The following is a 22,978-nucleotide window of genomic DNA, read 5'->3' as shown; positions in this document are numbered from 1 at the left end:
CGTTTAATGGGCCGGAATCGCGGTCCGGGTCCGCCGAAGGCGCTCGACGGACCAGGCCCCCGGTCCGTGCAGGGCCACCATGAGCAGTCCACCGGCGATGGCCAGGTTCTTCATGAACAGGATCGACTGCATCTGGTCGGCGAAATCGGCGTGGAAGAGCAGGGCGGCCAGCAGACTGAATCCGGCAAGCGCTGCGGCGGCGATCCGTGCGCCGAAGCCCAGCAGCAGCGCCAATCCGCCGCCGAGTTCGAGTGCGATCACCAGTGGCAGCAGCATGCCGGGCACCCCGGCACTCTCCATGTAGGTCTGTGTCGCGGCGTACCCGCCGATCTTGCTGATGCCGGCGCCGATGAATATCAGGGCCATCAGCGCGCGGGCGATGAGGGTTCCCGGTGGGTTCGATATGGATGGATTCATGTTTCATCTCCTGAATGTGGAACTCGATCGGCCGTTCCGATCGATGGGGGAATTTTCTTCGTTGCTAATGAGGAGATAAAGGGGTATAGATAGGAAATATTTTCCCTGATTGAGCAACAATTAGAGATGAACCGCTACGAGGAACTGTCTGCCTTCGTCGGCGTTGTGGATCACGGGGGGTTCAGTGCGGCGGCCGAGCGTATGGGGAGCGCGAAATCCGCTGTCAGCCGTCGGGTCGGTGACCTGGAAGCGCGTCTCGGTGTGCGGCTTCTCAATCGCACGACCCGCAGACTGAGTCTCACGGACGCCGGTCGCGTGTTGCACGAACGCGCGCTGCGAATCCTCGCCGATTGGGAGGAGGCAGAACAGATGGTGTCCGCCGACAGCACTCAGTTGTCAGGGCGACTCAAGGTCGCCGCGCCGCTCTCGTTCGGTATCCGCTATCTGGGGCCTGTCGTGGCGGGGTTCGCCAAGGCGCATCCGGACGTGCAGATGGAGGTGGACCTTGGGGACAGGGAGGCGGACCTGGTGGAAGAGGGCTTCGACCTCGCGATCCGGATCGGCGAACTCGCGGATTCCACCCTGGTGGCGCGCCGGTTGAACACGGTCGACATGGTCTGCGTGGCCAGTACGGCGTATCTCGATACCCATGACCGTCCCGAAGCGCCGGAGGAGTTGAATCGGCATCAGGGACTGCGATACACACACGCGAAGCGCGGTGCGACCTGGCGGTTCCGCGATCGTGATGGCAGGGTACATCAGGCCCGGCCCCGGACGGTGCTCGCCGCCAACAACGGCGATCACATCGCACAGGCGTGCGAAGCGGGTCTCGGCGTTGCGATGCTGCCTCTGTTCATCGCGCACGACGGCATTCGGAGCGGGACCCTGGAACGTGTGCTGACGGACTACCGGCTCGATGCGGTCGGTATGTACCTGGTCTATCCACCCGGCCGATATTCCTCGCGGCGTGTGCAGGTCTTCTCGGGACACATGGCCGATCACTTCAGGGAGAAGCCGCCGTGGGAGGATTGTCCGGGTGTGAAGGAGGGGTCCTGAATCCCCTTCCCGCGAGTGGCAATCACGCGTAGGGGGCGAACGGATCGCGCCGCTGCCGTCGAACTGCTGATGGGCGATGGAGCGCGATCGCCAGCCCGGCATACCCGGCCCGCACTTGAACTCACAGAAGCTTCGCACCGAACCCGGCTGCAGCAGTTCCCGCGGGACGTCTCGCGGGGGCAGATACCAGGTGGGGGGGCGACTGGTTTCGAGGACTCGAAATGCACGACGGGTCTGCGCAATGATGCGTCCGTCAAATACGATCTGGATGTTTCGGTCGCTTAGGCGATTGCCGGAAAATGGCATACCAGATCGCGCCGGGTGAACTGCGAAGCAGTGAACGGCTTGGGCAGGAAGCCCAAGACCGGTGCCCAAGCAAAGCAGGGAAGGCGCCGCGCCGGGATCGTTCGTCATCAAGGCGCGACAACAGGCGCATAGTCTAACTATGTCACTGTTGTCGCAACACAGAGGACGGACGAAAAGACAAGCAGGGTGGTATGTCATTTGACAGAAATCGCCTTATCTCGATCCTTGGTGGTCGCGGGTAGTCCCAGACGGATTCCTGACGCGGACCCGGCGCCTCACGCCGCATCGTGTTTCACATCCGTTGTTGCGTCTTGCCTTCTTGACTGTAGAAACGCAGATCTCCCAGACACAGGTCTGCCGTGAAATGACGTCCGATCGCCACGAGTCCGAGGCGGGTTAGCCGACTGGTGTCAAGCCGGGTCTTGATTCGGTAGGCTTCGAACGATGAAAACGGTATCCGGATCACGTGCCACTCGGGTGCGGTGACGAATGCCGCCCGATACGATTGCCAGGGCAACCAGAGGTCGCTGGTTCGAAGGTGGACGTTGTATTGCTCCCCGTTTCCGGAGACGAGTAATTGCAAACCGGCGAATGTGCTGACGTTCCAGTGCTTGCCACCGGCAGGGTCCAGCGCCATCTGCACGAATCCGCCACTATTCGCGGTATTGACCGTGCCGCTCAATCGGAGGCAGCCTCGGTCTCCATGCCGGTCGGGTCTCAGGTCTGCTGTCGAGATTCCACCCATGACCTGATCGGTTACCAGTCGCCACTGCCCGCCGCGGCTTGCTTTCAGGCTGCCACTGCTGCGATCGTCGATCAGCGCGTCGCTTGTCGTGCCTTCGCCAGCGTGTCCCCCACCCGCTATAGCGGTGAACAACATGGCGGTCAGGCCGTTCCGTCTACCCGGCCCGTTCATGTCCGGAATACTCACGCTGCGTCGTCGTGCCTGTTGCGCACGGATTTGTCGGGCAGCATTCCTCGCAGCATTGGTGTCTTGCGTTCATTCGATCCGGTTCCCCCATGGCATGTACGAATTCCGTGATGTCGTCGGCGACGGGAGCCCAACCCTGGAAAGGTTCGGCGACGGCGCCAATAATTCGCAGGTGTCCGATGTCCGGGTAGTAGATGGTGGTTACGGCAACATCATGTTCCAGCGCCCGCGAGGCGAGGTTGCGTGTGTTTCTTACCCAAACCGTATTGTCTTTCAGGCCGTGCATCAGCAGCATGGGCGGCGTCCTGAAGTCAACGAAATTGATGGGTTGAGATGCGAGTTGAAGATCTTCAGGCCCGAATATTTCTATCAGGCCATCATCGGTCAGTGGCAGAAAGTCATAGGGCCCCGCGAGGCCGATGAATCCCGACAGCCAGCTCTGGTCACCCCCCACATCACGCAGATACCGGCAGTCGGTCGCAAGCATCGCGGCAATGTGTGCGCCGGATGAATGACCCATCGCGAAAAGCATGTCCGGGTCACCACCATATTCGGAAACATTCCCGTGCGCCCACGCGACCGCCCGAGCCCCGTCTTCGACAAATGCCGGGAAGCGTACCTCGGGGTATTGCCGGTAATCTGCGATGATCGTCAGGATACCGCGAGAGGCGAGGGCCTGCCCGACGAAGCGGTAGTCGTCGCGGTCGCCGAAGGTCCACCTGCCACCGTAGAAGAAGACGACAGTCGGATATGGGGGGCTTCCCGAATCCGGCATGTACACGTCGGCCTTCTGCCGAGGGAGCTGACCATAGGGAATGGCGGATTTCAGCCTGTAGCCGGATTCGGGCGTCAGTCCGTCGACGATCGACAAGGCAGAGCACCCTGTGAGAGCGCCAATCAGGATGGTTACAGTGAGTAGTTTTAGGCCTGAACTCGTCAATTCCGCTCCCACATCTTCTCGTATCCTGTCAATCGGGAGATCGTCCGGTCCCGGTGGGTCGGACAGCGGGTGAACCGTTGGGCAGCCCGATCCGTACCCAGTTCAAGATATACGTCCTGGACGCCAGGTCGGTTTTTCTTGCTTAATGGAAAACCCGATTGGGGTGTCGAGATAAGGCGATTTCTGTCAAATGACATACCATCCTGTTTGTCTTTTCGTCCGTCCTCCGTGTTGCGACAACCGTGAGATAATTCGACGATGCGCCTGTTGTCGCGCCTTGATGACGAACGAAAACCCGACGAGATCTGGTATGACATTTTCCGGCAATCGCCTGACACAATGAAATCATCCAGCGGGCAAGCGCCGGATCCCGAGGATAGAGCGGGTCTTCGCCTGGTATTCGGGGCAAGCGGGTACGTCGGCTCGCATCTCGTCCCGCGCCTTCTCGCCAGAGGCATCGACGTTCGCGCTGTCTCGCGGCGCCCGGAGGTGCTGAAGGCGCGCAACTGGCCGTGTGTTCAGGTTTGCCAGGCGGATGCCCTTGAACCGGAGACGCTGCCCCCGGTGCTCGAGGGTGTCGACACAGCCTATTATCTCGTGCACTCGATGGCTGCGGGGAAAGAATTCGGTCGCCTCGATCTAGCGGCGGCATCCAATTTCGCCAGGGCCGCGGCCAGTGCCGGCGTCCGGCATATCATCTATCTCGGCGGGCTGGTGCCGGACGACGCGGATTCCGAGCACATCGTATCGCGCCGCGATACCGGCATGGTTTTACGCGCGGGGACGGTGCCCGTGACCGAAGTGCGTGCCGGCATCATCGTGGGCCCGGGTTCGGCAGCCTTCGAGGTCATGCGTGACCTCGTCTATCACCTGCCCGTCATGATTACGCCCCGCTGGGTCAGAGCAAAGTCACCGCCTATCGCGCTCGACAACCTGCTGGAGTACCTGATCCGGCTCCCGCAGCACGACGAGGCGGCCGGACGGACCTACGATGCCGCCGGACCGGAAACCCTGACTTACGAGGAGATGATGCGCATCCTGGCGGAGGTCGCCGGCCGTCGTCCGCCGACGATCGTGCCGGTATCCGTGCTGTCGCCACGCCTGTCGTCTTACTGGCTGAAGTATGTTACGTCGGTGCCTACTAATGTGGCTCGGGCGCTGATCGAGGGTTTAAGGCACGACTTTACGGCCCACGGCGATCCGCTACGAGCCCTCGTACCCCAGGACTTGCTGGATTTCCGGTGCAGCGTCGAGGCTGCGTTCGCGGCTGAGCGGCAGAGCGCCGTGGAGTCCCGCTGGGTGGAAGGGGCGTTCAGTCTGCGAAACGATCGCATCGACTACGGCTATTACGCCAAACAAGCCTCCGGGAGCGCAATGTCCACTGCGTCACCCGCGGCACTGTGGAAGATCGTGTCGGAGATCGGCGGGGACAACCGGTACTATTTTCTCAATGGATTGTGGACCGCACGCGAGGTGATCGACTGGGTGGCGGGAGGTTCCGGGTTGCATCGAGGCCGACGCCACCCGACGGACCTGAGGACCGGGGACAGGATCGACTCTTGGGAGGTGATCGGTGTCGATCCGGAGCGCCGCTTGACGCTACGTTTCGGTATGCGCGCACCGGGGGCGGGTGTACTCGAACTCAAGCTCAGTCCTCTTTCGACAGGTCTGACGCGCGTGACCGCGACCGCCTACTGGCACCCGGCGGGCGTATGGGGATTGATGTACTGGTTCTCGCTCGAGCCAGCGCATCTGGTGATTTTCAAGGGTCTCACGCGCGAGATCTGTCGCCGAGCCGAGGCGATGGAGTCGACGGTCTCAGGGGTCGACTGAATCTCGTATCGCTCGGAGAATCCGGAACCATCGGCGTGGGTCGAGTCGTGACGGCTGGCCCCTGATATTGTGCGTTGCCGCAGGCACCCTGGAACCGGTAGAGTCTCCCCGTCCGAGTCCAACCCTGTACAAGAGCCTGCCTGATGAGCCGATTTCCCGCGTTTTCTGCAATCCTATTTTCCAACCTTTGGATCGAGGCAGCCCAGGCGGCTGACGATACCAACAGCGTCCTAAACACCGTCTTCGATCGCATCAACGGTGCAGTCGCGTCGGTGCTTTTCTTCGATGTCTGGCCCGGCGCGGGCGAGATGCCGTTCATCGTCGCCTGGTTGATCGTTGGCGCCGTCTACCTCACGCTGCGCATGGGGTTTGTCAACGTTCGGGTCCTGGGTCATGCGCTGGCAATCATCCGCGGCAAGTACCGCACCCCGGAGGACCGTGGAGAGGTGACCCCGTTCCAGGCCCTGTCGACGGCATTGTCGGCTACGGTCGGTCTCGGCAACATCGCGGGCGTGGCGATCGCCATCGGCATCGGCGGACCGGGCGCGACGTTCTGGATGATCGTCGCCGGATTCCTCGGCATGACGTCCAAGTTCACCGAGGTGACGCTGGCGCAGATGTACCGCGAGGTACGCCCCGATGGAAGGCTGATGGGGGGCGCGATGGAGTATCTGTCCAAGGGGTACGCCGAGCGCGGCATGGCTGACTTCGGCAAGGCGCTGGCGGTGGTGTTCGCGCTGCTGACCGTGGTTGCATCGTTGGGCGGCGGCAACGCCTTTCAGGTCAGTCAGGCGCTCGGTGCGGTGCAGGGCAAAGTCGCGTTTTTCGACACCTACCCCTGGGCATTCGGCCTGATCATGGCGTTTGCCGTCGGCGTCGTCATCATCGGCGGTCTGCGCCGTATTGCGCATACCGCCGAGGCGGTGGTTCCGGCGATGGTGGCGATCTATCTCGGGGCCGCGATCTGGATCATCGGCTCGCATGCGGTGGAGATCCCGCGGGCGCTCAAGCTTATTGTTACCGAGGCCTTCGTGCCGACCGCCGTTACGGGGGGATTTGTCGGCGTCATCGTGCAGGGGTTCAGACGTGCGGCGTTCTCCAGCGAGGCGGGGATCGGGTCCGCCGCCATCGCCCACTCCGCTGCCAGCGTCAAGTACCCGGTCCGACAGGGCATGGTGGCGTTATACGAGCCCTTCATCGACACTGTGATCATCTGTACGATCACCGCCCTGGTGATCATCCTGACCGGTGTCTACGCGCAGCCCGAGTACGCGGATCTGATCGCCCGAAACGAGGGCGCGGCCCTGACCTCCGAGGCCTTCGGTTCGGTGCTCTCGTGGTTTCCCTTGGTGCTTTCGGTTGCCGTGATCCTGTTCGCCTACTCGACCATGATCTCCTGGTCCTACTACGGCGAACGCTGCTGGACCTACGTCTTTGGCGAGCGTTTCTCGATCGTGTACCGGCTGATGTTCATCGCCTTTGTCGTCATAGCGTCGATCACCAGCGCCGGATACATCCTGGATTTCAGCGACCTGATGCTGCTGGGGATGGCGTTCCCCAATTTCCTCGGCCTGTACCTGTTGCAGGGCAAGGTCAGGCAGGCACTGGACGAGTATATGGCGAAGTTGCGCACCGGGGAGTTCCGGCACTGACGGGTGCGATTCGGTTTCGGATGACCGGGGGGCAGGGAGAAGCCGGGTGGCATCCCGCCGGAATGCCGGTCGGGATGCCACCCGCAGAGGGAGAGCTCAGGACATGTAGAGTCCACCGTTGACGGGCAGGTTGGCGCCGGTGATGTAGCCGGCCTCTTCCTCGACCAGATACGCGACGGCGCCGGCGATTTCTTCAGTGATCGGGTTCCGGTCCTCGAGCAGCTTCGTCAGCGCGATGCTGCATGCGTCGGGTGACGCGACGTCCATTGCCAGCGTTTCGATGTCGTAACCGCCCGCAGACTGTTCCGCACGCCACGCTTCAGCCCGCTCGTCTTCCATCGGATGAATAGACGGCGATGACATCGAAACCGTCGCTGGACAGACGGCGGCAGATGGCGGTCCCGATTCCGCCAATGCCGCCGGTTACCAGAGCGGTTTTTGCTTTCATTACAGGTCTCCGGGATGCTCAGGCGGCTTTGTGGTCCGATACCTGAGCGACCTTCTCCATGCGACTCTTGGCCTGCGCGGTGCCGGCTTCGACCCAGTCCTTGTACTCCTCACGACTCTTGTTGAGGATCTCCATAACCTGCTGATTGCTCTCGATGAGCTGTTCACCCAGTTCGCGGGCCAGCTCGGCCTGCTTGCTGTACAGTTCGTCGACGCGCTTGGCGTCTTTTGCCAATTCCACCTGTTTATTGCCCGTTTCGAAGTACAGCTTCATCACTTCCATCTGCTTACCGGACAGCTGATCCCAGACCTTGAGGTTCAAATCAGTGAGTTTGCGCAGGTTGGTATAGTTTTCGTCGGCGGTTTTGGAAACCAGATCGAAGACATCATTGAGGTTCATCGTTTCGCTCCTTTTGTGCGTTGCAACAACTGCTGCACTGCACAATACGAAACCTCTACACCCCTGTCAAGCCTTTTTTGTGCGCCGCACAATTATCTCATTATCCAGGGGTAGCCGCCTCGCGGAGACGGGTGAAACAGGGGAGGCGCGACTCGGTCGGACCTTGCCGCATCAGGATTTTTCGGAATCCTTGTCGCTTGAGAGCCCGGCGGCCTGAATGAAGCTGCGCTGCATGTCGCTCCACATCTGGAGATTTTTCCTGGTCAGGATGTTGAAGGTCTCCATCGGGTCTTTTGGAATGCCTTCCTGCGCCTCTCGCTGCTGGTTGGCGAAGAGATTGAAGCTTTCCTCGAGGTAGCGGGAGAACACCCCCTGCAGGGTACCCCCGTAGAAGCGAATCAACTGCGCCAGCATCTCCGCGGTAAACAACGGCCGCCCGCCCGCTTCCGCCTCGATGATGATCTGCATCAGGATCTGTCGGGTCAGGTCCTCCTTGGTGGCGGAATCCACCACTTTGAACTTGATGCCGGACATAACCAGGATACGCACGTCCGCCAGGGTGATGTATTTGCTCTGGCCGGTGTCATAGAGTCTGCGGTTGGGATACTTCCTGATGATACGTTCTTCGATCACACCACTACTCCGAATAGGAGAACCCTGAATCAAGTGGCTGTGACGATGCATCAAAGCGTCCCGTGCGCCGCGTCCGCCTCGCTCCTTTCTTCAGGGTTTCTCCAGGCCTCCCGGTGGTACCGCAACCGGCCCGGTCAATGCATGTACTGACCGCCGTTGATGGACAGATCCGAACCGGTTACGAAGGCGGCCTCATCGGAGACCAGAAATGCGATCGCCGCCGCGACCTCCTCCGGACGCCCGAGGCGGCCGACCGGGATCTGGGCGACGATCTTGTCCCGAATCGCCTCCGGCACGGCCATGACCATCTCCGTGGCGATATACCCCGGGGACACGGTATTGACCGTGATCCCATTGCGGGCCACTTCCTGGGCCAGAGCCTTGGTGAAACCGTGCATGCCGGCCTTGGACGCGGAATAGTTGGTCTGCCCGATCTGGCCCTTCTGTCCGTTGATGGACGCGATATTGATGATACGTCCATAACCGCGCTCGAGCATGCCGTTCAGCGCCGGGCGCACGATATTGAACAAGCTGTCCAGGTTGGTGCCGAGCACATCGCGCCACTGCGATTGCTCCATCTTGCGCAGGGTCTTGTCGCGGGTGATGCCGGCATTGTTGACGATGACGTCGATGCGACCCAGGTCCGCCTCGATGCTCGCTATCATCTGCTTGCACTGCTCGAAGTCAGAGACATCGGCTGGGTAAAGGGCCACATCCACCCCTCGTTCTTTCATCTCCTGCTGCCACTTGCGGGCCTTTCCCTCGCTTCGGAAGCTGGAAACAACCCTGAATCCCTCTTTAGCCAGGCGCTGGCAGATGGCACTGCCAATACCGCCGTATCCACCGGTAACCAGTGCCACTCGTTGGTCATCAGACATCAACCTATCCTCCTTTCCTCAGTGTAGACGCGCATATCGTCAGGCCCTTTCTATCGCCATGGCGACACCCATGCCGCCGCCGACGCACAAGGTAGCGAGCCCCTTTTTTGATTCGCTGCGCTTCAGTTCGTAAATCAAGGATACCAATACCCGACAACCGGATGCACCTATCGGGTGGCCGAGCGCAATGGCGCCGCCATTGACGTTGACCTTGTCGGTGTCCCAGCCCATTTCCTGGTTGACCGACATCGCCTGGGCGGCGAAGGCCTCGTTGGCTTCGACCCGATCGAGATCGGTGACCTGCCAGCCGGCCTTCTCCAGACACTTGCTGGAGGCCGGAATCGGGCCGGTGCCCATGATGGCGGGATCGACTCCGGCACTGGCAAAGGCCACGATGGTCGCCAGCGGTGCGAGGCCCAGTTCCTCCGCCCTGGCACGGGTCATGACCATTACGGCAGCCGCGCCGTCATTGATACCGGAGGCGTTGCCTGCCGTCACGGTTCCCTCGCGGTCGAAGGCCGCGCGCAGCTTGGCCAACCCCTCGGCCGTCGTACCGTGGCGGGGGAACTCGTCCTGCTTGAAGATGATCGGGTCGGCCTTGCGCTGCGGTACCTCGACCGGGATGATCTCCTCGTCGAAGACGTTGTTTTTCTGCGCGGCCTCGGCGCGTTGTTGGGATTCGGCGGCGAAGGCGTCCTGACCGGCACGGCTGAACTCATATTTTTTGGCGATGTTCTCCGCCGTCACGCCCATGTGGCACTGGTTGAAGACATCCGTTAGACCCTCGGAAATCATGCTGTCGACCATCTTCCAGTCGCCCATCTTCATCCCATTGCGTGAGCCCGGCAGCACATGCGGCGCGAGACTCATGTTTTCCTGGCCACCGGCAATCACGATGTCCGCATCGCCGCAAGCGACCGCCTGCATGGCCAAATGCACCGCCTTCAGGCCCGAGCCGCAGACCTTGTTGATGGTCATTGCCACTACCGTGTGGGGCAGCCCGGCACCCAGTGCCGCCTGTCTGGCAGGGTTCATGCCAACCCCTGCCGTGAGCACCTGGCCGAGAATGACCTCGTCGATCTGATCCGCGGTCACGCCCGTCTTTTCCAGCAGTCCCTTGATGACGATGGACCCCAGTTTGCTCGCAGGGATTCCAGACAGCGACCCGCCGAAAGTCCCGATAGCGGTGCGGCCAGCGGCTACGATTACGACATCTTCACTCATGTACGACGTATCTTCACTCATGGTGACTCTCCTCCTTCTTTAGTGGGATGTGACTTAGGCGATTACCGGAAAAAGGCATACCAGGTCGCGCCGGATTTTCGTTCGTCATCCAGGCGAGACAACAGGCGCATCGTCGAACGATGCAACGGCTGTCGCAACACAGAGGACGGACGACAAATTCAAGCGGGATGGTATCTCATTTGACAGAATATCGCCTAAGTGCGCAGTGGGGCAATTAGAGCAGAGCTTGCTGCGACGCACAATATGTTTATTGTATTGCGCAAATTCAAATGCTAGGCTGGGTTGCAACCATCACAAGTGGGCTTACGGATCATGACTACATATGCATTCTGGAATGATGACTGGATGGACACCCAGCGCCGGTACTGGGAACAGTGGACCGAGATGCAGCAACAGGCGCTCGGCATCAAGAAACCGCCGTCTAGTCCCTGGGAGCAGGCGATGGAACACTGGCGGGGCGCGGTACAGGGCGCCGTGCCTTCCCCCGGTCAGGACTTTTTCGGCAAGATGATGGATCAGGGCAAGGCCTTCTTCCAGATGGCCGAGCAGACCATGCAGGCTGCCAGCGGCCAGGAAAACGTCGCTGATGCCTGGGCGCGCCTTCTCGCCGGTCTGACCGAGGGCTTTCGTCAGACTCAGGGCAGCGACGCGTTCAGGCAGGCGACTGCATTCTGGGAGATGCCGCTGGACAATTGGAACCGCATGGCTTCGGCGATATCTCCCGTACCGGGTGACATACTGAAGAGCATGCCGCATGGCGGCGTCAGGGAGCAAGTCGATCGCATGCTGGGCGCACCCGGGCTGGGTTATATGCGGGAGAGCCAGGCACAGTACCAGAGTCTCATGCAGGCGGTCATGGAGTACCAGGAGGCGCTGGCGAAATACAGCCTGTTCTTCAGCCGCATGGGTGAGAAATCGGCCAAATTGCTGCAGATGCGCTGCAGCGATGCCCCGGTTGAATCGGCTCGCCAGTTGTACGACACCTGGGTGGGTTGCTGCGAGGAAACCTACGCGGCGGAGATCATGAAGGACGACTACACGCAGCTCCACGGCCGCATGGTCAATGCCCTGATGAAACTGAAAAGCCGCTGGGGCGAGATATTCGACGAGTTGTTGAGCGCGATGAATATCCCCACCAGGGACGACCTGCGCACCCTGCAGGGGCGCATGCACGAGCAGAGACGGGAGAACAAGTCCTTGCGTACCGAGATCAATGTTCTGCGTCGCGAATTCAAGAAGATTCAGGCCGATGAGGCGAAGCCGGCAGTAAAGCAAACCGTAGAGAAAACGCCGACCGGGAAGACCGCGGCGCCGGGTACAAAGAAAGTGGCTGCGAAAAAGCGCTAAGACGAACAGATGCCAGTAGGAGGATTCGACGTGATCAATTTCCAGATTCGCCCCGACAAGCTTGCCGAGGAGATGGTGGACTACAGCCGCAAACTCGGCCAGGGCATCGAGAACCTGATCGATGTCGGCGAAATCGATACGGGCGTGAGTGCACGAACCCCGGTCTATAGGGAAGACAAGCTGGTCCTGTACCGCTATGACAGACCACAGGGAGTGACGGCGAGCAACGATACACCAGTACTGATCGTCTATGCACTCGTGAACCGCCCGTACATGACCGATATTCAGGAAGACCGTTCCACCATCCGCGGTCTCCTGGAGACCGGCCAGGACGTTTACCTGATCGATTGGGGTTATCCCGACAGTTCCGATTTCGCGCTGACCATGGACGACTACATCAACGGCTACATCGACCGTTGCGTAGATCATGTCTGCGAGGCTCACGGACTGGACAGCATCAATATCCTCGGCATCTGCCAGGGCGGTACTTTCAGCCTGTGCTATACCGCACTGCATCCGGAAAAGGTACGCAACCTGGTGACCATGGTGACGCCGGTCGACTTCAAGACACCGGACGACGTGCTTTCAGCCTGGGTACAACACATCGATATCGACATGCTGGTGGATACCGTCGGGAACATCCCCGGCGAAATGCTCAACTGGACCTTCCTGTCGCTGAAACCATTCAGCCTGACGGGTCAGAAATATGTCAACATGGTCGATCTGCTGGACGACCCGAAGAAGGTGAAGAACTTCCTGCGCATGGAGAAATGGATCTTCGACAGTCCGGACCAGGCCGGCGAGACCTTCCGCCAGTTCATCAAGGACTTCTACCAGAAGAACGCCCTGATCGCCGGCGAGGCCGAGATCGGCGGCGCTCGGGTCGACCTTGGCAACGTCACCTGCCCAGTGCTCAACATCTACGCACAACAGGATCACCTGGTCCCGCCCGATGCCACGACGCCGTTGGGCGGTCACATAGGCAGTAACGACTACAGTGAACTGGCGTTTCCCGGTGGCCACATCGGCATCTATGTCAGCGGTCGCGCACAGAAGGAACTCACCCCGGCGATCGGAAAGTGGCTGAACGCGCGATAGATCCTGTTTCTCAAGATTGCCTCGTGAGTGAATCGTAGCCTCGGACTATTCCACTCTTTGCAACCCGGAATCTCCCTGATTCCGGGGCAACGGAAGACGGGCCGATCGGGTCAAGGTTGAGCCTGGGGATTCCAGGCGGTCTAAGGGCCTATTTTGTCCGAAAATTCTCCTGGCCGGAACTTCCTCTAAGTAACGCTTTTTAAAGTACCCCTGTGGCTCCGTAGACTTCGGTTGCGGAAGAGGGTTCCTGCCACGCAAATCTTCGTCCGAGAAGCCGAAACAACTTCTCGTTGTGCGGACGGAAATAGGCCTGCAGTTTCATTTTCGTCGCTGAATCCACGTCCTCGCTCCGAGGAGCCGCATTTGCCTTCTGGTAGCCCTTGAGCTGGTGTCCGGGTAGTTGCAGGAACGCCAGTACCGAATCGTAAACCTCCTGCTGGTTACCGAAAAAATCTGAGCTCTCAAGAATCAGCACCTGGTTCCTGGGGAAATAAGAGAAAACCCGCTCGATCTGCTCAGCGTACAGACCGCGTTTCAAGTACGAGTGATAGCCATAGGAGAAACTGGTGTAGTTTTCGTCCTCCCAAAGCCTTTCCTCTTCACCACGCAGCCGTTCCTCCTCGACGCTTATCGCCTGCGGGAATGTCAGATGCTCTACGCCTAACCGTACGGCGTGTCTATAGTGTGAGAATGCCCGCTCTACGGGGTCCCTCAAGAGCAGAATAAGCTTGGCTTCGGGGACAGCGCGGGCAATGCGTCGCAGGGCGTGTGGGAAGTAGACGTAAGAAGGTGTCGATTCGCCGCTCAGCAAGGGCTGACCATGCAGCATCTCGAAAAGTCGTTTGTGAACGGAGAGGGGAAAGTGACGACGGTACCAGGTCGTACCCTGCTTGAAATGACGGGTGAAGAACCGCGTCTCCTTTTGTGAATCGATGAACCCGCGGGCCGCAGCGACTTGAGGATGTTGTGTCAGATAGTAGTAGAGCGAGCTCGTTCCGCTTTTCTGTGCCCCGATAATCAGAAAATCCGGCAATACCCTGAAAGGTGCTGTTGCGTCTCGGAACTTGTGCTTCAGTTTAGGTCGCATCGGTCTCTTCCGCAGCTAGTTATTGGCGCGCAACAACTGCGGCCTGTCAAAATGTCTCTTGTCCTCCCTGGTTATGTGTGCTCCTTATAATTAAAGGGGGTGGTCAGCTAGCGCCTCCACCCACTATATGTTGTGGTGCTGCGAATCAAAGCCATGTGCGATGTCAGGCTCGATTATGGGAACGGTATTGACTAAGGCGATTTCTGTCAAATGACATACCATCCTGCTTGTCTTTGTCGTCCGTCCTCTGTGTTGCGACAACAGTGACATAGTTCGACTATGTGCCTGTTGTCGCGCCTTGATGACAAACGATCCCGGCGCGGCGCTGTCCCTGCTTTGCTTGGGCACCGGTCTTGGGCTTCCTGCCCAAGCCGTTCACTGCTTCGCAGTTCACCCGGTGCGATCTGGTATGCCATTTTCCGGCAATCGCCTAAGATTGGACGCGTTTTCGTTTGATTCCGTAAATCGGCCACCTCTATATCTTGTACTAGGAGGCGCTAGCTGACTACTCCCTATAATTAACTAGTCAGTCTTCCAGAAAATAACTGTGATGCGGGCATCGAATCCGGCAACGTATGTTCAGGGATCCCCGATCGAATCGGCAGCCCTCGTGCAGGCCCCAGAGTATGGGGTATGGGGTCAAATCTAGCAATATAGTAAGAATTTTCCTGGTCAGTCAGGCTCTTTTTTGTTGGACCCCGGTCCTGTCCCGCTCGTCAGGATGGCTATATAAAACCAGATTTGACCCCTGAGGGCAGGGAAGTGTGAATTTCGTTGCGCGGCAAAACCGGTTATTCTGCCTCGCTTTGTTACATCCGCGGCGCGAACGCACCAGATTCCCAGTGTTGGCTTCTGGATTCCGCCCTGGGGAGCGGAATGAACCACCTGCCGATCCTGACTATTCTGTTGTTGCTGCCCGCCCTGGGGGCGGTCATGGTCGTGGCTCTGCCCGGATCGAACGTCGTTCTGATCCGCCGTGTTGCGCTCGTCGTTTCGATCCTGACGCTGGTTCCGGCCTGGAGCCTTCTTCTCGGTTTTGATACGCGGGTCGGAGGACTCCAGTTCTTCGAACGCCACACCTGGAACCCGCGCCTGGGAACCTCGTTTTCCCTGGGGCTGGACGGTTTTTCCTATCCCATGGTGCTGCTGGCGACCCTGCTCAGTCTGGTCGCCGTACTGGCCTCCGGCGGAATTCGGGAGAGGGTAAAAGGCTACTATCTGCTGCTGCTGGTCCTGGAGTCCGCCATGCTCGGGGTATTTATGGCCCAGGACTGGTCGCTGTTTTACGTCTTCTGGGAAATGACCCTGATCCCGCTTTTTTTTCTCATCGACCGCTGGGGCGGCAAGGGTCGCAAGACCGCGTCGCTGAACTTCGTGCTCTACACGATGGGCGGCTCGGTATTCATGCTGGTCAGCCTGCTGGTGCTGTTCGACAGCGGGCCGGGGCACTCCTTCTCCTTCGACGATCTGCGGGCGGGCGGTCGCCTGCTGGACGATCGCACGCAGGTGTTGATCTTCCTTGGTTTCCTGATTGGCTTCGGCGTCAAGATGCCGATTTTTCCCATTCATGGCTGGCTGCCGCTGGCTCATGTGGAGGCGCCGAGCCCGGTTTCCATCCTGCTCTCCGGGATCCTGCTCAAGATGGGTTCCTACGGCCTGATCCGCGCCGCCGAGACCTTGCCCGATGCCGTGATGGCCCTGCAGGGTCTGCTCGCCACCCTGGCGCTGGTGAGCCTGATCTACGGCGGGCTGCTGGCCTGGCGGCAGAGCGATCTGAAGGCCATGATCGCGTATTCCTCGGTGAGCCACATGGGGGTGGTACTGTTCGGGATTGCTGCACTCAATGTCGCCGGTCTGACCGGGGCGCTGATGCAGATGGTGGCGCACGGCCTCGTGGCCGGCGCCCTGTTCCTGCTTATCGGTCTGCTCTACGAACGTACCCATACACGAGATATCCGCCAGTACAGCTCGCTGGTGCGGGTGACACCGCGTTTCGCCTTCTTCACCGTGCTGGCCTTCGTGGCCGCCGTCGGCCTGCCCGGTACTGCCAGCTTCGTGGCCGAGCTGCACGCCCTGGTCGGGGGGTTCGAGCGCTGGGGCTGGGTCGTGGCGATGCTCAGCATCGGCGTTCTGATCAGCGCCGCCTATGCGATCCGCACCGTCGGCCGATTGTTTGCCGGGCCGGTTCGTGCCCGCATGCGCGACGTGCCCGATCTGCGTCCCACGGAGATGCTGGCTGCCGGTGTGCTCAGCGTGGGGATCGTCTCGCTGGGGGTGTTTCCCCAGTATGCCGTGCGGCTAATGACGGTGTCCGTGGAGAATCTGAGCGCCCTTTTTGGCGGGACGTGAGGGGGCATGAGAACGATAGCAGCCCACAGCGACGAGGTCCGTCGCGAGATCCGCGAGGCGATCCGGCACCTTCAGCATGTGTTGCCAGGGCAGGCCCCCATCGAGGGGTTCGTGCACCACAACACCCTGCACGGGTTTCAGCACCTGCCATTTCCCGACGCCCTGGCGGAAGTGCACCGGGTCACCGGCAACTATGGATACCTTTCATCCGATCGATTCCGCGCCCTCTATGCAGCCGGTCGAATCGACAGGGAAGATCTCGAGCAGGCACTGGCGGACACACCGGAACTCGAGCCCGACAAATCCCTTATCGAGGGTAAAGAGGGATTGACGCGTGGCGATGTCTACTGTGTCGCCCTGCGGTACCCGTTGTCCAAGGTGACCGCCAGCCAGCTCGGTTGGCAGATCGAGGAGCAGGAGGCCCTGCGGCGGTTTCAGGACGACGTCCCCGAAAGCGCCAGACAATGCCTGCTCGCTGCCTCGACGGGTTCGACCGACGAGCCGTCGGCGATTGCCGATCTCTGGGACGCCTGTCTTCAGTCCCTGGGTCTGCAGCACTTTCTTCTCCACCCCGAGGACCTCACCGACCTGTCGGCGGAACAGGCGGAGCAGATGTTCGAGGGGCTGGACAAGGATGGATCGACGAGTACGCAGCCGGTCACGCATCGCGAGATGCGGCGCGAGGCGGCCGCCCGTCTCGGGACACTGCTGGATCGGACGGGGACGGAACTGACCCTGCGGGGCGTACTCAAGGAACTCACCGGTGAGGACCTTCTGGACGAGCTGCGTCCCTTTCTGCTGCGTCACCTGGGTGCCTGGCTGGATCAGGGGCTCGCCGCCTGGCGGTCCGCCGATGTCGGGCAGGGCTTCTATCGGAGCTGGCGTTCGAGTGCGGTTCGGGATCCCGTCTGGTTGTTCGAGGGGTTGGATGACTGGCACGTCCACCTGCAGTCGCTGCCGGATGACCCGATGGAGACGATCATCGCCGAGCTCGAAAGGCTCGGGTTGCCACGGGGCCGCTGGACGGCGTACCTGGAGCGTCTTGCGCTCGAGCTGCCCGGCTGGTCCGGGATGACGCTGTGGCGGGAACTCCACCCCGGTCACGAGGGACTGCCGGAGCAGGTGGACTGCGCGGATTACCTGGCGGTGCGCCTGGTCCTGGAGAGTCTCCACGCACAGCGCATCACGGGCCGGCTCTGGGGCGTGGAGCCGAGTCTGGACATGCTCCGCTGGTATTTTCACAGGAACCTGCCGGAGTTCCTGGCGCGCCATGCCCTCTACACGACCCGTCTGCCGGAATACCTCGCCAGCCAGACCCGCAGGCTGGCGCAGGCGCAGCAGTCGGGAAGCGGGGAGCCCTCGGATCCCTGGTCGCAGGTGGCCCGGATGATCTGGACCTGGCAGCGCAGCCCCGCCTCGGAGCAGTCGGCAGGTTACAGCGTGTTCCGCGAGGGATGGCGTCTGTTCCGCCTGGCTCAGCATCTGGGATGGTCGGGGGAGTGCGTGCGTGCCCTGTCGGCGGAGCCATTGCGGGAGATCTTTGCAACCCTGGATCGCCTCGACACGGAAACGTCCGGGTACCTTTGGCTGCGGGCCTACGAACGGCACTATCGCGAACAGGTTTTCGGCGCCTTGGCCGCCAATCGCGGCCGCGGTCCCTGGGCCGAGAGGCGCGAGCGACCCGTGGCGCAGATCGTGTTCTGCATGGACGATCGCGAGGAGGGGATTCGCCGTCAACTGGAGGAGATCAATCCAGCGATCGAGACGCTGGGGGCCGCCGCCCATTTCGGCGTGTCTCACTGGTGGCGCGGACTCGACGACAGCGGGCGTACCGGGCTGTGTCCCGTGGATCTGGTGCCGTCTCACGAGGTGAGGGAGAGCCCGCGTCCCGGTGCCGAGCCATTGTACCGACGTCATGCCCGCAGGCGGGGTTGGCGCGTACGCCTCGGTGATGTCGTCAACCAGGAGCTGCGCCGCAACCTGTTGAGTTCCGTCCCGGGCATTGCCGCGGCGGCCCCGATTGCCGGTCTCGACCTGGCCGCGAAGCTCGCCGCGCCGTTTCGCTACGGTCGCTGGGCACGGCGACTGCGGCGACGTTTCGATCTCACGGTCCCGACGGAACTGGACTATGTGGCGGAGCGGCCTCTGCAGGCGCCCTCCCCGGAAAACGTGCAATCCGGTTTCAGCATCGAGGAACAGGTGGCCCGCGTCGGCGGGTTTCTGCGAAGCATGGGGCTCGACCACGGCTTCGCTCCGCTGGTGGCGATCATGGGACACGGCTCGGACAGCCGGAACAATCCGCACCTGTCTGCCTACAACTGTGGGGCCTGCTCAGGCAACCACAGCGGTCCCAACGCGCGTTTGTTCGCGGCCATGGCCAACCGTTCCGAGGTCCGCGCGGCCCTGCGCAAACAGGGCGTCGATATTCCGGACGATTGCTGGTTTCTCGGGGCCGAGCACAATACCTGCGACGAGGAGATCACCTGGTACGATCTCGACCGGCTGCCGGGGCCACTTCAACCCGCCGGGCAACGCCTGTTCGACGAGTTGGACCGAGCGTGCCTCGGCTCGGCGCACGAACGCGCCCGCAAGTTCGCCTCGGCGCCGCGGGGTGCGGACCCGCGGCGGGCCTGGCGGCACATCGTCGGGCGCGGCTACGATGTCAGTCAGGCGCGTCCGGAGTTGGGACATGCCACCAACGCCGCCGCGGTGATCGGCCGCCGGTCGCTGACGCGCGGCGTGTTCTTCGACCGCCGGGTCTTCCTCATCTCCTACGACCCGACCGGGGACCCGGAAGGGGAGATCCTGGAACCGCTGCTGCTCGCCAACGGACCGGTGGGGGCCGGGATCAACCTGGAGTACTACTTTTCCACGGTGAACAACGACGGTTTTGGTTGCGGCTCCAAGGTCACGCACAACGTCACGGGCCTGTTCGGCGTGATGGACGGTGCGGCCTCGGATCTGCGCACCGGGCTGCCGCGGCAGATGATCGAGATCCACGAGGCCATGCGCCTGCTGGTGGTGGTGGAGGCGCGGCTCGATGTGCTGAAGCGGATCTACGACCGCCAGCCCCCCTTGCAGGAACTGATCGGCAACGGCTGGCTCGTGCTGGCCGCCATGGATCCGGCCTCGGGGGCACTGCACCGGTTCCAGCCCGGGACGGGGTGGGCGGCCTGGCAGGGGCAGACCCCCAAGCTGACGGTAGTGGAGCGTTCCGTCGACTACTATCCGGGGACCCTGGATCCCCTGGAACCGGTGCTGCTGCGGACGCCGGCTGGCGGGGAAGGAGCGGGCGCGTGATCGATGTTATCGCGAGCCTCGTTCCCGTCCTGCCGCTCGGCGCAGCGACCTGGATCGCCGCCGGTTACGTGACCGGTAAGAATCTCGGCGAGGCGGGAGAGCGGCAGACGGCGTGGATCGCCCAGGGCGCAGCCGGATCGTCTCTCCTGCTGGTCCTTTGCCTGTCGCTGCCCGCCGTGTGGCGAGGCGCGCCCGGACCGGTGCCGGTGGGCGAGTGGCTGCGCAGCGGTGAGCTGGTCCTGCGGATCGGCTTCGCACTCGACCCGCTCGGTCTCGCCATGGCGACCCTGGTGGCCTTCGTATGTCTGCTGACCGTGCGTTTCTCGGTCAACTATCTGCATCGGGAGGCCGGGTTCCAGCGGTTCTTTCTAGTGTTGCTCCTGTTCATGGCGGCCATGGAGCTGATCGTGATGGCCGGCAATGCCGCACTGGCCTTCGTCGGCTGGGAACTGGCGGGGGTGAGCTCCTATCTGCTCATTGCCTGGGCATTCGACCGGCCCGATGCCTCGCGCAACGCCACCCGGGCCTTCGTCACGAACCGGGTCGGAGACGCCGGGTTTCTGCTCGGACTGTTTCTGTCCTGGCACTGGCTGGGGGATCTCGATTGGGGCGCGATCGGGAGCGGCGCGGCGAGGCTGTCCACCGTCAACGCGGACCTCCTCGCCCTGTGTTTTATGCTCGCGGCCCTGGCCAAATCCGCCCAGGTCCCCTTCGCACCCTGGATCGCCCGCGCCCTGGAAGGTCCCACCCCGTCCTCGGCCCTGTTCTACGGCTCGCTCATGGTCCACGCCGGGGTATTTCTGGTCCTGCGTCTGGAACCGCTGTTGCTACAGGCCCCGCAAATGGCTCACCTGCTCGTGGTCCTGGGTCTGCTCACCGCTCTGTACGGCTGGCTGAGTGGCCTGACGCAGAGTGATGTCAAAAGCGCACTGATGTTCTCGACCACGGCACAGGTCGGGCTGATGTTCGTCTGGTGCGGCCTGGGGTGGTTCGAACTGGCGGCGTGGCACATGGCGCTGCACGCCCTGTGGCGTGCATGGCAGTTCCTGCACGCCCCGGCGTGGATGCACATGGTGAGCCGCCCGGCGCGACCGGTGCCCGGCTGGCTGGCCCGCCACCGGCGCCTGCGTACGGCCGCGTTGCAGCGGTTCTGGCTGGAACCGGTGACGGACTGGCTGCTGGTGCGCCCGACCGGAGCGCTCGGGCGGGACGTGGACCGCTTCGACGAGACCGTGGTGAGCCGTATGGTGGGCCTGCCCGAGCAGGAACACGCCGTATCGTCCCTGAGCGACTGGGAGTCCGGCCAGCAAGGGGGCGCCGCCCCACAGGCGTTCGGCCAGGCGCGCGGTATACTCGGTCGCCTGATGGAGTGGCTGGCCAATCTGCTTTACTGGTTCGAGGATCGGCTCGTGCTGCGAGGTGGCGGCGAGGGGTTGATCCGGGTGCTGCGTCATCTCGGGAACTACGCCCTGGAGATCGAGCGCCTGCTGGAGAGACCGCGTTACCTGATCGTGCTGATCATGATCACGTTCGTGGTGATCCTGTGAGTTTTACGGAAATCCACTGGCACACCCAGGGCGGCCTGCCCCTGCTGGCGCTGTTGCAGTTGCTGCCGTTGGTGGCGGCGCTGCTGGTCTGGCTGCTTCGCGATGTGCCGCGACTGGCCCAGATCGGTATCGTGGCCGCGTTCCTGGAGCTGCTGCTGGCCATCCGCGTCTATCTGCTCTACGAACCCGCGACCACCGCCATGCAGTTCGCCGAGCACCTGGGGGTTATCGGTCCGCTGGTCTACTACGCCGCGGTGGACGGTGTGAGCGTGCTGTTCGTCCTGCTGAGCGCCCTGATCGGGCTGCTGGTCGTGATCTACGGACCGGTGCGTGGCCTGAAGCCGACCGGGCCGCTGTTGATGAGCGTTTTCTGCGTGCAGGCGGCCATGATGTCCCTGTTCGTGACCCTGAATCTGCTCTGGTTCGCGCTGGTCTCGACGGCCCAGGTGGGCCTGATCGGCTATCTGCTCTGGCGCTGGGCGACCTCGCCGCACAAGGACCGCGTGCTGGCCAGTTTCTATCAGTTCATGGGCACCGGCGTGGTGCTGTTGCTGATCGGCACCCTCATGCTGGGCTGGCAGTACGCAGACGCCAGCGGCGGGCCCTGGTCCTTCGACCTCCCCGATCTGATGGCCGAGCCGGTGGCGGGGGCCTATCAGTCGGTGATCTTCTTCCTGCTGTTCTACGGTCTGGCAATTCGGACCCCGCTGTTTCCGCTGCACGGCTGGCTGCCCACGATGGCCGAACACGGGAACATCGCCATCGCCCCCAGCCTGTTACTGGGGCTCAAGGTGGGTGTCTACGGCATGCTGCGATTCGTCTTCCCGGTCGTGCCGGAGGCGGTTGCCTACTGGAGCCCCTTCGTGATCGGCTTCGCCGTCGTCGGAATCTTCTATGCCGCGCTGCTGGCCATGATGCAGAACAACATGCGCCGGCTGCTGGCCTTCGCCGTGGTGTCGCACACCGGTATCGTGGTCATCGGACTGTTCAGCCTTACTCATATCGCCTTCCAGGGAGCGGTCATGCTGTCGGTGACCTTTGGTCTGGCCATCGCCACGCTGTTCTTTACCACCGGTCTAGTCTATCGCCGCACCCGCAGCACCCTGCTGAACCACATGGGTGGCCTGTTCGATCATCTGCCTTCGGTCGGTATCGCCTTCCTGGTTGGTGGGTTGGCCATCGTCGGAATGCCCGGCACGCCGGGTTTCGACTCTGTTCACCTGGTGCTGGGGGCCGCCATCGAGCATTACGGCGCGCTGATCACCATCGCCGCCGCGTTGGGGAACGTGGTCGCCGCCGGCTTCCTGTTATGGGCCTTCCAGCGCGCCTTTCTCGGTCCGTTGCCCGAGGGGGTCAGTGGCCAGTCGATCGAAGCCACGAGCCGGTCCGAACTGCTGGTCGTCGGGCTGCTGCTGACCGTGCTGCTGGGAGCGGGTTTCTATTCGGAACCCTGGATCGCTCTCATCGACCGGCCGCTAGCGGGGCTGGGTCAGCTCTACGGAGAGCGATGAG

The 22,978-nt window shown here is 61.8% G+C and carries 18 protein-coding genes and 2 pseudogenes; 9 read left to right on the top strand and 11 right to left on the bottom strand.

Annotated elements, in window-relative coordinates; all coding sequences use genetic code 11:
* Positions 1–3: 3 nt before the first annotated feature.
* Positions 4–417 carry a DoxX family protein gene (locus LJE91_06595; GenBank protein MCG6868397.1) on the bottom strand — a complete coding sequence of 138 codons (414 nt, stop codon included), beginning with the start codon at positions 415–417 and terminating at the stop codon, positions 4–6.
* Positions 418–543: 126 nt separating this feature from the next.
* On the opposite strand from LJE91_06595, the gene LJE91_06590 reads away from it, so the two are divergent.
* Complete coding sequence (locus tag LJE91_06590; GenBank protein MCG6868396.1) at positions 544–1,473, top strand: LysR family transcriptional regulator; 930 nt, start codon at positions 544–546, stop codon at positions 1,471–1,473.
* A gap of 114 nt (positions 1,474–1,587) precedes the next feature.
* Here the strand turns inward: LJE91_06590 and LJE91_06585 are convergent.
* The 3 genes and pseudogenes from LJE91_06585 to LJE91_06575 all read right to left on the bottom strand — a co-directional run bounded on the left by LJE91_06585 (position 1,588) and on the right by LJE91_06575 (position 3,581).
* Positions 1,588–1,779, bottom strand: a pseudogene (locus LJE91_06585) (DUF427 domain-containing protein).
* 292 nt (positions 1,780–2,071) lie between these two features.
* The gene (locus LJE91_06580) at positions 2,072–2,710 is read right to left on the bottom strand and encodes a CIA30 family protein (GenBank protein MCG6868395.1); all 639 of its coding nucleotides are present in this window, start codon (positions 2,708–2,710) and stop codon (positions 2,072–2,074) included.
* The gene (locus LJE91_06575; protein ID MCG6868394.1) at positions 2,679–3,581 is read right to left on the bottom strand and encodes an alpha/beta hydrolase; all 903 of its coding nucleotides are present in this window, start codon (positions 3,579–3,581) and stop codon (positions 2,679–2,681) included. Before LJE91_06575 ends, LJE91_06580 begins: the two co-directional genes overlap by 32 nt.
* A gap of 408 nt (positions 3,582–3,989) precedes the next feature.
* Here LJE91_06575 and LJE91_06570 point away from each other — a divergent pair, with 408 nt between their 5' ends.
* Both LJE91_06570 and LJE91_06565 read left to right on the top strand, forming a co-directional pair.
* The gene (locus LJE91_06570; protein ID MCG6868393.1) at positions 3,990–5,483 is read left to right on the top strand and encodes an SDR family oxidoreductase; all 1,494 of its coding nucleotides are present in this window, start codon (positions 3,990–3,992) and stop codon (positions 5,481–5,483) included.
* A gap of 143 nt (positions 5,484–5,626) precedes the next feature.
* Positions 5,627–7,135: an alanine:cation symporter family protein gene (locus LJE91_06565; protein MCG6868392.1), complete on the top strand. Its 1,509-nt coding sequence runs from the start codon at positions 5,627–5,629 to the stop codon at positions 7,133–7,135.
* 96 nt (positions 7,136–7,231) lie between these two features.
* Here LJE91_06565 and LJE91_06560 read toward each other — a convergent pair.
* The 6 genes and pseudogenes from LJE91_06560 to LJE91_06535 all read right to left on the bottom strand — a co-directional run bounded on the left by LJE91_06560 (position 7,232) and on the right by LJE91_06535 (position 10,717).
* Positions 7,232–7,333 (bottom strand): annotated as a pseudogene (locus LJE91_06560) (SDR family oxidoreductase).
* A gap of 121 nt (positions 7,334–7,454) precedes the next feature.
* Positions 7,455–7,583: an SDR family NAD(P)-dependent oxidoreductase gene (locus LJE91_06555; GenBank protein MCG6868391.1), complete on the bottom strand. Its 129-nt coding sequence runs from the start codon at positions 7,581–7,583 to the stop codon at positions 7,455–7,457.
* 18 nt (positions 7,584–7,601) lie between these two features.
* Positions 7,602–7,982, bottom strand: coding sequence for a phasin family protein (locus tag LJE91_06550; protein ID MCG6868390.1), 381 nt, complete (start codon positions 7,980–7,982; stop codon positions 7,602–7,604).
* Positions 7,983–8,153: 171 nt separating this feature from the next.
* Entirely contained in the window at positions 8,154–8,615 is a 462-nt protein-coding gene (gene phaR / locus LJE91_06545; GenBank protein MCG6868389.1) for a polyhydroxyalkanoate synthesis repressor PhaR, read from the bottom strand.
* A gap of 134 nt (positions 8,616–8,749) precedes the next feature.
* Complete coding sequence (locus LJE91_06540; protein MCG6868388.1) at positions 8,750–9,493, bottom strand: beta-ketoacyl-ACP reductase; 744 nt, start codon at positions 9,491–9,493, stop codon at positions 8,750–8,752.
* 39 nt (positions 9,494–9,532) lie between these two features.
* Positions 9,533–10,717: an acetyl-CoA C-acetyltransferase gene (locus LJE91_06535; protein ID MCG6868387.1), complete on the bottom strand. Its 1,185-nt coding sequence runs from the start codon at positions 10,715–10,717 to the stop codon at positions 9,533–9,535.
* A 333-nt stretch (positions 10,718–11,050) separates the two neighbouring features.
* On the opposite strand from LJE91_06535, the gene phaE reads away from it, so the two are divergent.
* Positions 11,051–12,085, top strand: a complete 1,035-nt coding sequence (gene phaE / locus LJE91_06530; GenBank protein MCG6868386.1) for a class III poly(R)-hydroxyalkanoic acid synthase subunit PhaE — start codon at positions 11,051–11,053, stop codon at positions 12,083–12,085.
* Positions 12,086–12,115: 30 nt separating this feature from the next.
* Complete coding sequence (locus tag LJE91_06525) at positions 12,116–13,183, top strand: class III poly(R)-hydroxyalkanoic acid synthase subunit PhaC (protein ID MCG6868385.1); 1,068 nt, start codon at positions 12,116–12,118, stop codon at positions 13,181–13,183.
* 199 nt (positions 13,184–13,382) lie between these two features.
* Here the strand turns inward: LJE91_06525 and LJE91_06520 are convergent, their stop codons facing one another.
* On the bottom strand, positions 13,383–14,270 hold the full coding sequence (locus tag LJE91_06520; GenBank protein ID MCG6868384.1) for a sulfotransferase: 888 nt from the start codon (positions 14,268–14,270) through the stop codon (positions 13,383–13,385).
* Between the two features lie 885 nt (positions 14,271–15,155).
* On the opposite strand from LJE91_06520, the gene LJE91_06515 reads away from it, so the two are divergent.
* The 4 genes from LJE91_06515 to LJE91_06500 are packed head-to-tail and all read left to right on the top strand — an operon-like array spanning position 15,156 to position 22,977.
* The gene (locus tag LJE91_06515; protein MCG6868383.1) at positions 15,156–16,619 is read left to right on the top strand and encodes an NADH-quinone oxidoreductase subunit M; all 1,464 of its coding nucleotides are present in this window, start codon (positions 15,156–15,158) and stop codon (positions 16,617–16,619) included.
* A gap of 6 nt (positions 16,620–16,625) precedes the next feature.
* Positions 16,626–19,919 (top strand): DUF2309 domain-containing protein, encoded by a 3,294-nt coding sequence (locus LJE91_06510; protein MCG6868382.1) that lies wholly within the window; start codon positions 16,626–16,628, stop codon positions 19,917–19,919.
* Positions 19,916–21,466 (top strand): hypothetical protein, encoded by a 1,551-nt coding sequence (locus tag LJE91_06505; GenBank protein MCG6868381.1) that lies wholly within the window; start codon positions 19,916–19,918, stop codon positions 21,464–21,466. Before LJE91_06510 ends, LJE91_06505 begins: the two co-directional genes overlap by 4 nt.
* Positions 21,463–22,977 carry an NADH-quinone oxidoreductase subunit M gene (locus LJE91_06500; protein MCG6868380.1) on the top strand — a complete coding sequence of 505 codons (1,515 nt, stop codon included), beginning with the start codon at positions 21,463–21,465 and terminating at the stop codon, positions 22,975–22,977. Before LJE91_06505 ends, LJE91_06500 begins: the two co-directional genes overlap by 4 nt.
* Position 22,978 lies beyond the last annotated feature (1 nt).

Source organism: Gammaproteobacteria bacterium, assembly GCA_022340215.1.
In the GTDB taxonomy this organism is placed as follows: domain Bacteria; phylum Pseudomonadota; class Gammaproteobacteria; order JAJDOJ01; family JAJDOJ01; genus JAJDOJ01.
This window is presented reverse-complemented; position numbering and strand designations above follow the sequence as displayed.